The following is a 14,551-nucleotide window of genomic DNA, read 5'->3' on the forward strand; positions in this document are numbered from 1 at the left end:
GATTTTAGCAATAAAATTAACCAGTAATTATTGATTTATCGATTCCTAAATACTGAAAAGCACTTAAGGTAATTACCCTACCTCTTGATGTACGTTGTAATAGGCCTATTTGCATTAAATATGGTTCTATAGTTTCTTCAATGGCATCTCGATGTTCCGATAATGCCGCAGCAATAGTTTCAATACCTACTGGTCCACCATCATAGTGCATGGCAATAAATTTTAAATAGCGATAATCATTACTATCTAACCCAACTTTATCTACTTCTAAACGATTTAATGCTGAATCTGCAAGTATGGCATTAACCTCAGTAACACCATCTACTAACGCAAAATCACAAATTCGTTTCAATAGCCTTAATGCAATTCTAGGCGTTCCTCGCGCACGTTTTGCAATCTCAGCAGCTCCATCATCAACTAAATTAATATTTAATAGTGAACCACCTCTAACTACGATCTGCTTTAATTCGTTTAATTCGTAAAAATTTAACCGCAAAGGAATTCCAAATCGATCACGCAATGGGCTACTAAGTAAACCAAGTCTTGTGGTCGCCCCTACCAAAGTAAAATGCGGCAAGTTAATTCTTACTGATCTAGCTGTTGTACCTTCACCAATAATGATATCTAAAGCAAAATCTTCCATTGCGGAATATAATATTTCTTCAACATTAGTATTTAAGCGATGAATTTCATCGATAAACAAAACATCATTTTCTTGTAAATTGGTTAATATTGCCGCTAAATCAGCAGCTTTGGATAGAGCAGGACCAGAAACTGATTTTAAATTAACCCCCATTTCTTTAGCTATAATAGCGGCCAGTGTAGTCTTACCAAGACCTGGAGGACCATAAAACAAAGTATGATCTAATGATTCCTTACGACTCCTGGCTGCTTGAATAAATATTGATAAATTCTCTTTAATTTTTTGCTGCCCAACAAAATCTTTTAAATAACTAGGTCTTAAAGATGATTCTTGATCATTTGGCTGTGATTCTGTCGACAAAATATTATTATTAGACACTAGTATGTTACTCCGTAATCCATTACGAGTTTTAGTTGAATAGACGAAGGTCAAAATCAAGCGAGAATGTTCAAAGAACCATACACACCAAGTTTAAGGGAAATTGATGCTCAATCGTCATTGCGAGGGAGCGCAGCTGCCGTAGCACTCCAGTTAAATAGTCTTTCACATTTTCTGGATTGCCACGGGAGCAAAGCTCCCTCGCAATGACGACATAGGTGCTAAGCAAAACTGTTTATATTGTCTCTTTTTCCTTAACTACGCGTATGGTTCAAAGAACTGTAAATCTAATACAACACCGCTAATTCGATAAGCTTAACGAGTATATTTAAAAGCTAATCTAATCAACTCATCTATCGAAACATCAGGCTGTGAAACTAAAACTGTACTTACTATATTTTGGGCTTCGGTTTTGTTAATTCCTAAATTTACTAAAGCTGATATCGCATCCATCGCAATATTATTGTTACCATTACCACTTATATCCTCAAGTGATATAGGCATACCTGGCAATTTATCCTTTAATTCAATAATAATTCTTTCAGCCATTTTTGCACCTACTCCTGTAACGGCCTTAAATATATCTTTATCTCGCGCACTAATTGAAATACTAATTTGATAAGGAGTAAGATGAGATAGAATAGCTAATGCTAACCTTGGCCCTATGCCATTAACTGACAATAGCATATTAAAAGTATGTTTTTCATCTATCGATAAAAATCCGTAAAGATTTATGTGATCTTCCCTAACATGAGTCTCAATAAAAAATTGATAATATTCATTCTCAATTAAATTAGATAAATTTTTTGTTGAACAATATACTAAATACCCTACCCCGCTTACATCTACTATTACATGATCATCAGCACATGATACTTTACCGCGTAATCTGCCTATCATTTAGTCAACTATTGTTATTAATGCATATACTCAAGCAATGATAATAGCAACCAATCATACTTAAAGCAACTAAACATACAACTTTTTAAAGTATATTAAAATATAAAATGTACTAGCTAGTTACGTTATAGCTTTCCAGTAATTTTAAAGTAACGCGAGTTGCCAATTAAAATACTTTTTAAACACTACAGAGGCCAGTTCCAGTAGTCTGAGCTGCGTTCCCTCGCAATTGTAAAAAAAGAATATGGTATAATGAAGATAAGAGGGAAAGAACTTCTCTAAGATTAAGAGAGGAGTTCGCGGGCGTAAGCGACCGTTTCGCAATAGGTTGTTATAACCGTGTCGTCATCAAGGTACTTTAGCCCTTTCCCTCGAAACGTTTGAATAGTTGCTAGGGTTATAACGCCAGGTTACAATCGAAAACAAACTCAAAAATCTCGAGGTACTTATGACTCACTCGCTAAAATTACTTTTATGCAATAGATCGTACACAACGTAAAATGCCAATTTTAAGTTATTCTTACAATAGAACATAGGGACAAAAAATTGAAACTAATGTCTGTGAATCTCACAATTTTGGTAACATGATCAGCATGGCTTTAGCTGCTCCATTCCTTCCATTTCTACATATGTTACCACTACAGCTTCTTATTAACAACCTTTTATACGACATCTCAGAAATTCCTCTTCCTTTTGATAATGTTGAAGAAGATTATCTAAAAAAATCACATCAGCTTAAAATAAAATCAATATATAAATTTAGGTAATTATCCCTTGACAACAAGTAAGAAAAAATCTATACCTGATTAAGTACAAAAAGTATAGATGATTATGGATAAAATCAAAAAAGAAAAATTTACAATAAAACAATTCAATGAGAAATATATTGATGATAACGCTTGTTTGCATCAAATATTTTTAAACAGATATTCTTATTTAGAAAATTGCCCTAAATGCAATGATAAATTTAGTTATCATAAGGTAACAGATCGTAAATGTTATGCTTGTGCTTATTGTGGGAATCAGTTGCATCCTCTAGCAGACACAATATTTCATAAATCATCTACAAGCTTGAAAAACTGGTTTTATGCTATATTTCTTTTTTCTACTTCTAAAAACGGAGTATCAGCAAAAGAATTAGAAAGACAATTAGGTGTTACTTATAAATGTGCTTATCGTATCGCTAAGCAAATCAGAAAGTTATTTGATGAGAATGTAAGTATGCTAACCAATATTGTTGAAATAGATGAAACTTATGTGGGGGGTAAAGAAATAAATAAACATAAGCATAAAAAAACACCTAGCAATCAAGGTCGTTCACTTAAGACTAAATCCGCAGTTCTTGGAGCAGTTGAAAGACAAGGTAATATTATCGCCAAAGTAGTAAACCATACACAAAGCTCAATTGTAAAGCCTTTTGTTCGTGACAATATTTGTATTACTGCGGAAGTAAAAACAGATGAATACAAAGTTTATAACTCACTTAAGTTTATGGGTTATAGCCACGATACAGTTGACCATGGTAAGAAAGAGTACGTCAACGGCGATACCCACACCAATAATCTTGAGGGCTTTTGGTCGCAATTAAAGCGTTCTATTAACGGAACTTATCACTCTGTTAGCCCTAAATATTTACAAACTTATGTAAATGAGTTTGCTTATAGATACAACAGAAGAAATGATATTACGCCTTTATTTAAGTCTATGATTAAAAAGGTCTTGATGCTTGTTTAATCAAGGTATCAAAAACCGATTTGTCAGCTACCGGCTTAATTTCTTCTTCCAATTGCCAGATTTTGTTAATCTCTTGATTTATAAACTGTTTGTTTTCTTTAATTTTATCTTTTAACATTTGAATTTCTTTTTCTTTTTGTTGGATTGATTTTACTATTTTTTGTTGTTCTTCAAGAGAAGGAAGAGGGATATTTATATCTTGTAAACGCTGAATCCTAATTGATGGATACCCATCATTTAAACTAATATCCTTTGCATCTATACTTGATAATATATAATAAAGATATTCACATAATACTTTATTTTCATCAGGTTGAATAACTGCTAAATGTGAAGCTACATAACCATCGCATCCCATAATTGCACGATGGTTCAATAGGGTTGAAGCTCCGCTCTTTGGAAAAAGAATAGAATTTTTAGAAAATAACTTCAATCCTTTAGTTCCTTTATTATTTAATTTATCGCGAGTGCTAATTAAATTAGTAGATAAGTGTTCTTTAGCAACATCTGAGACTCTAAAAAATGGATATGTACCACCTTCAAATAATGAACTTTCTTGTGGAGCCGAGTTGCCGCTTTCAATTACGGCAATCTGTTGTAGCTTAACAAGAACAAAGTTAGCTTTGCTGTTATTATCTCTATAAACGTTTCCAACTAAGTTATAACCATTATTCTTAACCTTCTCTAAATCTATAATTTCAAAGCCTATTTCGAGCATATTGTCTTGTAAATCCAGCGTTTTATCTGGCTTTTTAATGTCTGAGCTTTCTATCTTCTTTAAATCATTATTTCCCTTAATTTTTCTTTTATGATTATCAAGAGTAACCCCTATATTTTTAGCTTCGAAAAACCAATAATTCTTTTGGTTATTAGGTCTGTGAGCATCGGTAAAATAAAGAATGTCCGTTTTTACTCCCGTATAAGGCAAGAAAGTTCCTTGAGGTAAAGAAAGGACACTCTGTAGCCTTGCTTTTGATAATAAAAACTTGCGCACGTTAGCGGTATCTTTCCTAAATAAAAAACCCTCTGGCACTACTAAAGCCATTCTACCACCATCTTTTAAGGCTCTAAGACAGTGTAAAACACAGGCAGCATCACCATTGTTTTTAGCAATTCCGTTGTAATAAAGAGGTGATATATTATTCTCTGTTTTAATTTTACCGTTTATACTAACCTTTCTTGTAATAGTTTGAGAAAAAGGCATATTTGTAACTATTACATCAAATTTTTTTATTTCTCCGTTTGGCAAAATATAATCAGGATTTATAAGAGTATTAATTTGTTGTATTCCACTATGTCCGTCTCCATGCAAAACCATATTCATCTTAGCAATTCTTGCGGTTGTAGTTATTTCTCTGCCGTAAAGTGTATTATATTTTAATCTTTTTAAATCTTCTTCACTTTCAATAATATTGTTTTCTTTTATGTAGTTAAATGCTTCTGTTAAAAATCCTCCTGTACCGCAAAATGGATCATAGACCGATTCCTTAAATTTAGGCTCAACAAGGCTGATTATAGTTTTTACAACATTTCTAGGCGTAAAATATTCACCTAGGTCATTTTCGGTCGAGGTTGTTTTTTCCAGAAAATATTCAAAAGCGTCGCCTTTTATATCCGTGTCTATTGTTGATAAAATTAGCGGGTCAATAGCGTCAATGATATGTCTAAGTGTTTGAGGATTTTTTATTGAAATAGGAGTAAAAACATCGCCTCCGTATTTATCCTGAATTTGCTCTATTACATAGCTGTTCACATATCCTATTATATCCTCGTTTGATTGTGATTTTATGGAATTCCACCAAGACTTTTTGTTGTCTTCGCTTAGCAATTTCAAAAACAGGATATTTGCAAATTCACTAAATCTTTCAATTCCAGCTCTCAATCCTTCACTTCTTAAAACATCGTTTAGATTTCTAAATTGAGATATTAGTTCATCTCTTGAAACTTTTACCTCTTGAGGAATTGTCCAAGTTTCGTTACTGTTAGCATTTAAGAATGCTAAAGCTTCCCTTTCTCTTAGTAATTCTCTTACCTCTTCACCATTTAAAATCAGCTCCTTATTATTTGGAACAAAACGAGTTTCACAATAAGCTCCATTCATCGCAAAAACTAAAGGAACATTTAAGGCCTTTGCGTATTCTGTACCTTGATTAAGAGCTGGCTCAAGATTTATTCCGCTTTTTTTAGCCTCTATTATTGCTATCGGTCTATTTGTACCTGTTTGGTAAAGTATGTAATCAGGCTTCTTACCTTTTAACTTCTTTTGCTGATCTGGATAAGGTGGTTTTTGGAAATATACATTTTTAAGTTTTGAATCTCCATCTATATGCCAACCTTTATTTATTAGATTATTATTTATTATCCATTCAGTTTGTTGTTCTGCAAGGGGTGACATTGTTGTTTTACCTTTTTTATCTTATTGAATAAGTTTTTTACTTCTAAAGTAAATAGAAATCCAATAAGATTACTAAATAAGAGCTAGATTAGTGCGATATTTTTATTATATCTTTTGATTACTTGTTGTCAAGGGATAATTACCTTTAATTTAACTGCTCCTTCAGTTAAAGTACCGGTTTTATCAGTACATAATATATTCATACTTCCTATATTTTGCATGGCTATTAATTTTTTAACTATCATCTGCTCTTTAGCCATGTTTCTTACCCCTACAGCCATAGTAACAGTTGAAATCATTGGTAATAATTCGGGGGTAAGGCCGACAGCTAAAGCAATAGCAAAGATAAATGATTCTAGTAATGTTTTATGAAGAATGAAGTTAACCAACAATACTAATAGAGTACCCAAAGTACTAATACGCATTAAAAACAACCCTAAATCTTTTATCCCAATCTCAAATGCTGTAGTATGAGTTCTAGAAGTAACGGTTCGAGCTATTTTGCCAAATTCTGTAGCAAGTCCTATACGACATACTATTGCTTTGGCTGTACCTGAGATAGCAACACTACCCATAAGTAACATATCAGCAAAATTTATAGTATTATTGCTATAATTAAGGTCTAAATCATATGCTTCTCCTGTAAAAGTAGATTTATTTACCGATAAATTTCTTGACTCAATTACTCTACAATCTGCAGGCACGATATCTCCTGCAACCAATAAAATAATATCTCCTGGCACCAATTGATCAGCATAAATTTCCTGTTTTTCATTATCTCTTATTACTGTACACTTTAAAGCAACAAGTTTTTTTAAGGATTCAATAGTATTAAAAGCTTTATATTCCTGATAAAAATCAAGAGTTACACTTACAAATGTAATTAAGGAAATAACAATAAAACTAGGAGTGTCTTTTAAATAGACCTCTTTCGAAACTGGACTAAATATGTTATAAAGTCGAATTTACTTAATTTAGAACTATATGAGATATAAAAATTTAAGCATTTTATCGGAAGAGCATTTTAGAAGATTAACAGGGGTAAGAAATAGTACATTTGAAAAGATGGTAGGGATTTTAAAGACAGAGAAACAAATAAATAGGAGGTACCAAGGTGGCAGAAGAGCTAGTCTTAGTATGGAAGACAGCCTATTAATGACACTTGAATATTTAAGGGAATACCGTACCTATTTTCATATAGCTAAGAATTATGGAGTTAGCGAAAGCAGTGCATTTAAAACAATTCGTTTTGTTGAAGACACTCTAATAAAACATCCGGATTTTGCTCTTCCAGGTAAGAAGGCTCTAGTTAAAAGCGGTATGGAGTATGAATTAGTTTTAATAGATGCTACAGAAAGCCCTATAGAGCGACCCCAAAAAAACAGAAATACTATTACTCAGGTAAAAAGAAAAGACATACGTTAAAGACTCAAATAGTAGTAGATAAGAAAAGCAAACGAGTCATATGCACTTCTTTTTCCAATGGTAAGCGTCATGATTTTAAATTATTTAAAGAATCAAGAACCCATATACTGCCTGAGGTTAAAGTGATTACTGATACTGGTTATCAAGGCTTACAGAAGATTCATACAAATTCTGAGCTACCAAAGAAAAAGAGTAAAAAGAATGCTTTAACTAAAGAAGATAAGAAAAATAATAGAAGTTTAGCAAGTGACAGAGTATTAAATGAAAATGTTATCGGTATGTTAAAGCGTTTTAAAATAATTGCTGATAAATATCGAAATAGACGCAAAAGATTTGGTCTTAGGTTCAATTTAATTGCTGGTTTATATAATTGGGAGCTTGGTAAATGAGTTTCGAAAGAGGTCTAATATAGAGAGATAACTCCAACTATTAATAATAGTAGTATTAATGGATTCTTAAAACGCGATAAGAACTGAATAATCAATATATATTTTTTGGAGCTTTTAATTATATTAGAACCAAATCTCTGAGCTAACTCTTTGACTTCATTAGTGCTTAACCCATTGTAATTATTAGTATTAATAAATTGCTTTAACTCGTCCATAGACATTTCCCACCAAGAAATATCAATCATATAGCCTTATCTCCCATATTATACTTCTAAGCTTATTAGATTTAGGTTTAGCTTAAACTAATAATAACTAACTTGATATATAAGCTTCAGGCATTAGTAGGCATCGTCAAATTGTTTGTAATTCACCGTTTAGAAAAATTTATAGTCAATTGGAAAATGTTATGCCTAGAATCTAGTAATTTACCACAACTTGATGGTATAGATTGCTTTCTATAAATAACTTAGTTAAAATAAATTAATACAACTTATGTCTTAACAATAAATATAAACTAAATAAGTATGCTTAGTCATTTGTTAAATTTATTGCTAGTAGTGAAGAAGGAAGAACTTACAAAATTCATCCTGATGGCAGCTTTGATTTTCTTTATTTTATTTAATTATAGCTGCATTTATTCTTTGAAAGAAAGTTTAATTGTATCGAGCTTTGGTGCTGAAGCTATAAGTTTTATAGAGTTATGGGTAGTATTGCCTACGATATTTATATTTACTCTAATTTATATTAAAATAAGCACTATGATCCAAGATAAAGAAAAATTATTTTACTTGATTTGTAGTTTCTTTCTTATTTTCTTTACCACCTTTTCTTTTCTATTATATCCAAATCTTGAGTATATTAGACCTGATCTTAATTTTACTAAAAAATTAATTAATGACTTTCCTCATTTAAAATGGTTTATCATTATCTATGGTAATTGGCCTCTAGCGTTATTTAATATTTTCTCTGATCTTTGGATCAATGTAATGTTAATGTTATCATTCTGGCAATATGCTAATAGCATAACTCCTACCGAACAAGCTAAGCGTTTCTACCCGATGTTTGGTCTTATAGGTAATCTTTCTTTTATCGGCAGTGGAATGATTTTAAAACAAATTGCCTTAAATAATGTCACTATTAAATCTATTTCTTATATTACTGTTTTAATAGTAATAGTAGGCTTGATATGTATGATATTATTTAAGTATTTACATATACTCTCCAAAAAAGAAAACTCTCTATTTGCAGGATCTGCTATAACACCCATAAGGAAACGACAACTTTCTTTTAGAGAAAGTTTAAAATTAGTATTTAGTTCTAAATATTTATGGCTTCTTGCAATAGCTGTTATGTCTTATGGTATTATTATAACTTTAAGCCAAGGATTATGGAAAGCACAAGTTGTAAGTTTATATCCTTCAACAAATGAGTATATTTTATTTATGGCTGATTACCAAAAATGGATTGGTATAGTTTCAGTAGTAATGATGTTAATTGGAAGTATAATGATAAGAAAACTGCCTTGGTTAACTTCTGCTATTATTCCTCCAATCATAGCGTTGATCACAAGTAGCATATTCTTTTGTTGGATTTTTCTAGATAAATTCTTAACTCAATTTATATCAGAGCATTTATATCTGGTATGGGCTGTTTTAATTGGTTCGATACATTTAATATTAATAAAGGCAACAAAATTTGCATTGTTTGATACAACCAAAGAACTTGCTTACATACCATTAAAAGAAGATTTAAAAGACAAAGGTAAAACAGCGGTAGATTTACTTGGTGAACGCATAGGAAAATCTGGCGGGGCTTTGCTGCAATCAACATTATTTATAATGATTCCCGGTGCCTGTTATAACCAATTTTCATTACTTTTTTTATTAATATCCATGTGTGTAGGAGGTTTTTGGGTAATTGCTATTATATTATTAAATAAACAATATATAGCAAAAACCCAAGGGTAAGTGTAGCGGTTTGCTTTCACAATGACATTGGATTATCTTACAATTACTTCGATTATAAACGGTCTCAAGCAAGATGGGTTATTCTTCATTTCCTTAACTTAACGCCTATGGTTTGTTGAACGTTCTCTACTGATATTTTGCCTTCATTCAACAATAGTGTTATTATGCATCTTAAGGATCTTATTAACCAACTTACTAATTCCCCTATGTATTTGAGTTAACGAGGCGTTTAACATAAAAGCAGGAGTAGTGACTAGTTTATTTTCTTTATCTATAACTATATCTTCAGCTAAACAAATTTCTTCTATTGCATCCAATTTAGTAATAAGTTCATTTTTGTCACCAAGAGTAATTCTAATTTTAGCCTGATTTTTTAATACCGCTGCTAAAATCGTAGGGGCAATACATATTCCTCCAATAGGCTTTGAGGATCTATGAAACTCGATAATGATCTTTTTCAAGTCTTCGATTACTGTAGCGTTTTCATTTTTAAAGGCTAAATCAGATAAATTTGTTGCTGCTCCAAAGCCGCCTGGCAATATTAAAGCATCAAAATCTTGTACCTGCAATTTATTTAGTGCTTCAATTTTTCCACGAGCAATGCGTGCCGATTCAACAAGTACATTCCGCTCTTCAGCAATTTCTTCTTTAGTTAAGTGGTTGATAACAGAATGTTGTTTTTGATCTGGAGCAAAAATCTTAGTATCTACATTATTTTTATCTAGCTCAAGTAACGTAAATACTGTCTCAAAAATTTCGGCTCCATCCAAAGCACCACAGCCTGAAATTACTACAGCAACTCTTATCATAATTTCCTCAACCAATTATTATATTCTTAAATGTGATTTTTTAGTATGCATTACTAGTGTAGTTAATATAGGCATAATTCCTAGTCTTATCGCAATATAGTACCGTTTAATTTACAGGTAATATTTAGGACATCTTGCTTATAGCCGTCCAATAATTTTTTACTAATATATAACTTGAGTAAGGATGAATCTTTGCTCCTATTAATATTCCTCCTGTTATAAGCCCTGAGGTGTAATTAGCAATTTTTTCCCTGGCAATACCCCATCTACGCAAGGCTTCCTCTAAGCTACTAGTATTATGAGTAATTCCTGGAGTAGTTAAATCTGCTGCCAATGGCCCTATCACCACTAAGCCTCCAATTCCAGGTAGAAGTAAAGTAGTTCCTACAGTCATTACAGCTATAGCAAATAAGCCTATAGCCGTGCTCCGAGCACCTTCCAATCCTTTACCCCTCATAGTTTTATTGTTATCAATTTTTATTGAGTTTTTACCGTTTAAGAAATATTTATCTCGAGTTTTCTCTAATAAAAAAACACTAATTTCCTTTTCTTTACATCCATTCTCAACTGCAAACTGATAGGCTTGTTCTGCTTCTTCACGACCTTTAAAAAGTGAAGTTAACAGTTCTCCATCAATATTTATTAATTCTGTGCTACTAGGTTTCATTGCCATTGAATTCCCCATTAACAGTTTAAATGGCATACTTCTTTTGCTTAATTCTGATAAGTAGGCCTTCTAGCCACAAACACTTTGTCGGAAATTTGGAGGGTTTGTGGCTAGAAGGCCTGACAGCAAAAATTTGAAAACGACATTTATGGTGCTTCTTCCATTTGACCCCTATAGGGATTAAGTAACGTTACTTCCGATACTTGATCATCAGCTCCTACGATTGAATTTATTAAAGAAATAAGTAGATCCTTGTTTTCTTCAACACCGAAGATTTTTTTGAAGGCTATATCTATTCTAGGAGAAATTCTTTCTGTCATTTGAAATGCAATATACTAATTATTGAAATTAATTATATAATTAGAGCAATTAATATACAAAACATTTACTCGATGGAAAAATGTATATTTTGGATATGCTGTCGATGATTTTTGTATATTAGACCTCTTTCGAAACTCATTTACCAAGCTCCCAATTATATAAACCAGCAATTAAATTGAACCTAAGACCAAATCTTTTGCGTCTATTTCGATGCAATTATTTTAAAACGCTTTAACATAATTTATCACCGATAACATTTTCATTTAATACTCTGTCACTTGCTAAACTTCTATTATTTTTCTTATCTTCTTTAGTTAAAGCATTCTTTTTACTCTTTTTCTTTGGTAGCTCAGAATTTGTATGAATCTTCTGTAAGCCTTGATAACCAGTATCAGTAATCACTTTAACCTCAGGCAGTATATGGGTTCTTGATTCTTTAAATAATTTAAAATCATGACGCTTACCATTGGAAAAAGAAGTGCATATGACTCGTTTGCTTTTCTTATCTACTACTATTTGAGTCTTTAACGTATGTCTTTTCTTTTTACCTGAGTAATAGTATTTCTGTTTTTTTGGGGTCGCTCTATAGGGCTTTCTGTAGCATCTATTAAAACTAATTCATACTCCATACCGCTTTTAACTAGAGCCTTCTTACCTGGAAGAGCAAAATCCGGATGTTTTATTAGAGTGTCTTCAACAAAACGAATTGTTTTAAATGCACTGCTTTCGCTAACTCCATAATTCTTAGCTATATGAAAATAGGTACGGTATTCCCTTAAATATTCAAGTGTCATTAATAGGCTGTCTTCCATACTAAGACTAGCTCTTCTGCCACCTTGGTACCTCCTATTTATTTGTTTCTCTGTCTTTAAAATCCCTACCATCTTTTCAAATGTACTATTTCTTACCCCTGTTAATCTTCTAAAATGCTCTTCCGATAAAATGCTTAAATTTTTATATCTCATATAGTTCTAAATTAAGTAAATTCGACTTTATAACATATTTAGTCCAGTTTCGAAAGAGGTCTATTAACGAAAATTAGACTTAAAATGAACAGTTATTTTGCCGAATTCTGTTCATTAAGTGATGTATTTTTTGGATATACCCAAAATATACATTTTATGACAAAAATCGGTTACGCACGCACATCAACTGTGGAACAAAATCTAGACTCTCAAATTATCGCACTTAAAGCAGCAAATTGTGAAATTATCCGAACCGAACAAAAAAGCGGAAATAATTTAGCAGATCGAAAAGAGCTAAATAATATATTGGATTTTATTCATAAAGATGAATACTTAGTAGTAACACGTATAGATCGTCTTGCACGTTCGTTAAAAGATTTACAAATTATAGTAGATCTACTCAAAGCAAAAGGCGCTCACCTCATTACCATAGAGCAACCGGTTGATACCTCAACTGCAACAGGCAAAGCATTCTTTGATATGCTCGGCGTCTTCGCCGAGTTTGAAACTAACTTACGCCGTGAACGACAAGCTGACGGTATTGCTGCGGCAAAAAGCAAGGGTATTTATAAGGGGAGGCCGCAGTCCATTGATCAGTACAAGATAAGCCACCTATCGGTGGCAGCTTAGCTTTTTACATCTCTTGCCAACTTCTGTTATCAAAGGTAATATGCAAGTCATTACAAATAATCAGAGTAAAAGATGGAAATAATCGGTAAAGGAATCTCTATAAAACATATTTTTCTTGATCGGGGTAATTGGCGTCGATTTCACTGAAAAATATAGCGAGCTGAGGTATGGTATTATCTTTAACGTTACTAAAGTTATATTGTGCGGAACGAAATATTTAGGATTTAAGAGTTATAGCTGCCCTACATGTGATCACGGTAAATCAGTAGTATTTAGTTGTAAAGGTAGATTTTGTTCTCGTTGCGGTAAGAAGCAAACAGATCAATGGATAAGTAAAGCTACCAATGTTCTACCAAAGACACGTTGGCAGCACATTACATTTACAATGCCCGACTCATTATGGCCAATATTTTGGCTTAATCGCAATCTGTTTGGATTAATTTCTGCTGTTGCCGCCGGAATTATTAAGGAAATAGCAACAAAGAAAAAGATTGTAGTCGCTATATTTACTGCCCTGCACACCTTCGGTAGAGATTTAAAACGTAATGTTCATATCCATTTATCGGTTACTTGCGGCGGTATAGATAGCAAGGGTAATTGGCGTAAATTATTTTTCCCTGCCGAGCCTATTAAAAAAATGTGGAGACATAGAATTCTTGAGTTATTTCGCTCAGAATACGCCTCAAGTAATTTGAAATTACCGTCGAAATATCAAAATGATGGCGATTTTAACAACTGGATGATCGGCCTATATGAAATCAGTTGGTATGTTTATTTGCAAAAACCATCAGACGATCATAAACGCAACATAAACTATTTAGGGCGATATATAAAACGACCTCCTATTTCTGAGGCAAGAATAGAGGAATATGATGGACTGCAAGTAACGTTTAGATTTCTTGACCACTACAATAACACGATTGATCACGTCACAATGCCTGTACTGCAGTTTATATCTAGCCTGATTATGCACATACCCGATCGTTATTTTCGAATAATAAGGTACTACGGCTTTTTATCTAACAGAACTAGAGGAATACAACTACCTATTGTATATAAGGCGATAAACCAAATTATACCTAAGAAAATCAAGTCATTGAACTGGAGATTAATGATTTGGTTAAACTTTAAAAAAGATCCGTTATCTTGTCCAAACTGTAATCAATTTATGAGCCTGAGACAGGTTTATTACGGTTTATCTCCACCCTTGTTATTAGTGAAGATCAATGAATTATTGTGAACGCCTCGGTGATATTCATATGGTGAACCGTTGCTTCACGCCACGTTAATATAATTTTAAAAAATTGGCCTATTTTGAGATAGATTTT

Annotated in this window: 13 protein-coding genes and 1 pseudogene; 5 read left to right on the forward strand and 9 right to left on the reverse strand. The window is 32.4% G+C overall.

Translation table 11 applies throughout. The features are described from left to right. Positions 1 to 16: 16 nt before the first annotated feature. Positions 17 to 1,021, reverse strand: coding sequence for a Holliday junction branch migration DNA helicase RuvB (gene ruvB / locus R2I74_RS02425; protein ID WP_316353619.1), 1,005 nt, complete (start codon positions 1,019 to 1,021; stop codon positions 17 to 19). 315 nt (positions 1,022 to 1,336) lie between these two features. After that, positions 1,337 to 1,921, reverse strand: coding sequence for a Holliday junction branch migration protein RuvA (gene ruvA, locus R2I74_RS02430; protein ID WP_316353623.1), 585 nt, complete (start codon positions 1,919 to 1,921; stop codon positions 1,337 to 1,339). An 831-nt stretch (positions 1,922 to 2,752) separates the two neighbouring features. Here ruvA and R2I74_RS02435 point away from each other — a divergent pair. Further along, positions 2,753 to 3,655: an IS1595 family transposase gene (locus R2I74_RS02435; protein WP_316353625.1), complete on the forward strand. Its 903-nt coding sequence runs from the start codon at positions 2,753 to 2,755 to the stop codon at positions 3,653 to 3,655. Here the strand turns inward: R2I74_RS02435 and R2I74_RS02440 are convergent. Then, positions 3,630 to 6,050 (reverse strand): N-6 DNA methylase, encoded by a 2,421-nt coding sequence (locus tag R2I74_RS02440; protein ID WP_316353628.1) that lies wholly within the window; start codon positions 6,048 to 6,050, stop codon positions 3,630 to 3,632. The genes R2I74_RS02435 and R2I74_RS02440 overlap by 26 nt on opposite strands. A gap of 128 nt (positions 6,051 to 6,178) precedes the next feature. Continuing rightward, a complete protein-coding gene (locus tag R2I74_RS02445) occupies positions 6,179 to 7,015 on the reverse strand; it encodes an HAD-IC family P-type ATPase (protein ID WP_316355253.1) in 837 nt (278 codons plus the stop codon). Positions 7,016 to 7,034: 19 nt separating this feature from the next. On the opposite strand from R2I74_RS02445, the gene R2I74_RS02450 reads away from it, so the two are divergent. Further along, a protein-coding gene (locus R2I74_RS02450) for an IS5 family transposase (RefSeq protein ID WP_316353063.1) occupies positions 7,035 to 7,864 on the forward strand; the annotation gives its coding sequence in 2 pieces (ribosomal slippage) (positions 7,035 to 7,425 and positions 7,425 to 7,864; 831 coding nt in all). A gap of 14 nt (positions 7,865 to 7,878) precedes the next feature. On the opposite strand, the gene R2I74_RS02455 is transcribed toward R2I74_RS02450, so the two are convergent. Next, a complete protein-coding gene (locus R2I74_RS02455) occupies positions 7,879 to 8,109 on the reverse strand; it encodes a cation-transporting P-type ATPase (RefSeq protein ID WP_316353629.1) in 231 nt (76 codons plus the stop codon). Positions 8,110 to 8,388: 279 nt separating this feature from the next. On the opposite strand from R2I74_RS02455, the gene R2I74_RS02460 reads away from it, so the two are divergent. Beyond that, positions 8,389 to 9,831 carry an Npt1/Npt2 family nucleotide transporter gene (locus R2I74_RS02460; RefSeq protein ID WP_316353632.1) on the forward strand — a complete coding sequence of 481 codons (1,443 nt, stop codon included), beginning with the start codon at positions 8,389 to 8,391 and terminating at the stop codon, positions 9,829 to 9,831. A gap of 143 nt (positions 9,832 to 9,974) precedes the next feature. Here R2I74_RS02460 and elbB read toward each other — a convergent pair whose 3' ends face one another. The 4 genes and pseudogenes from elbB to R2I74_RS02480 form a co-directional block, all read right to left on the reverse strand. Next, complete coding sequence (elbB, locus tag R2I74_RS02465) at positions 9,975 to 10,640, reverse strand: isoprenoid biosynthesis glyoxalase ElbB (protein WP_316353634.1); 666 nt, start codon at positions 10,638 to 10,640, stop codon at positions 9,975 to 9,977. Between the two features lie 124 nt (positions 10,641 to 10,764). Next, complete coding sequence (locus R2I74_RS02470) at positions 10,765 to 11,343, reverse strand: hypothetical protein (RefSeq protein ID WP_316353637.1); 579 nt, start codon at positions 11,341 to 11,343, stop codon at positions 10,765 to 10,767. A 110-nt stretch (positions 11,344 to 11,453) separates the two neighbouring features. Continuing rightward, entirely contained in the window at positions 11,454 to 11,627 is a 174-nt protein-coding gene (locus tag R2I74_RS02475) for a PD-(D/E)XK nuclease family transposase (protein ID WP_316353640.1), read from the reverse strand. A gap of 136 nt (positions 11,628 to 11,763) precedes the next feature. Beyond that, positions 11,764 to 12,593 (reverse strand): annotated as a pseudogene (locus R2I74_RS02480) (IS5 family transposase). A gap of 84 nt (positions 12,594 to 12,677) precedes the next feature. Here R2I74_RS02480 and R2I74_RS02485 point away from each other — a divergent pair. Both R2I74_RS02485 and R2I74_RS02490 read left to right on the forward strand, forming a co-directional pair. Then, positions 12,678 to 13,223 (forward strand): recombinase family protein, encoded by a 546-nt coding sequence (locus tag R2I74_RS02485; protein ID WP_316353643.1) that lies wholly within the window; start codon positions 12,678 to 12,680, stop codon positions 13,221 to 13,223. A gap of 115 nt (positions 13,224 to 13,338) precedes the next feature. Beyond that, positions 13,339 to 14,463: an IS91 family transposase gene (locus R2I74_RS02490; RefSeq protein WP_316352999.1), complete on the forward strand. Its 1,125-nt coding sequence runs from the start codon at positions 13,339 to 13,341 to the stop codon at positions 14,461 to 14,463. The last annotated feature ends 88 nt before the right edge of the window (positions 14,464 to 14,551 follow it).

The sequence above is a fragment of the Candidatus Trichorickettsia mobilis genome, assembly GCF_963422225.1.
GTDB classification, from domain to species: Bacteria; Pseudomonadota; Alphaproteobacteria; order Rickettsiales; family Rickettsiaceae; genus Trichorickettsia; species Trichorickettsia mobilis_B.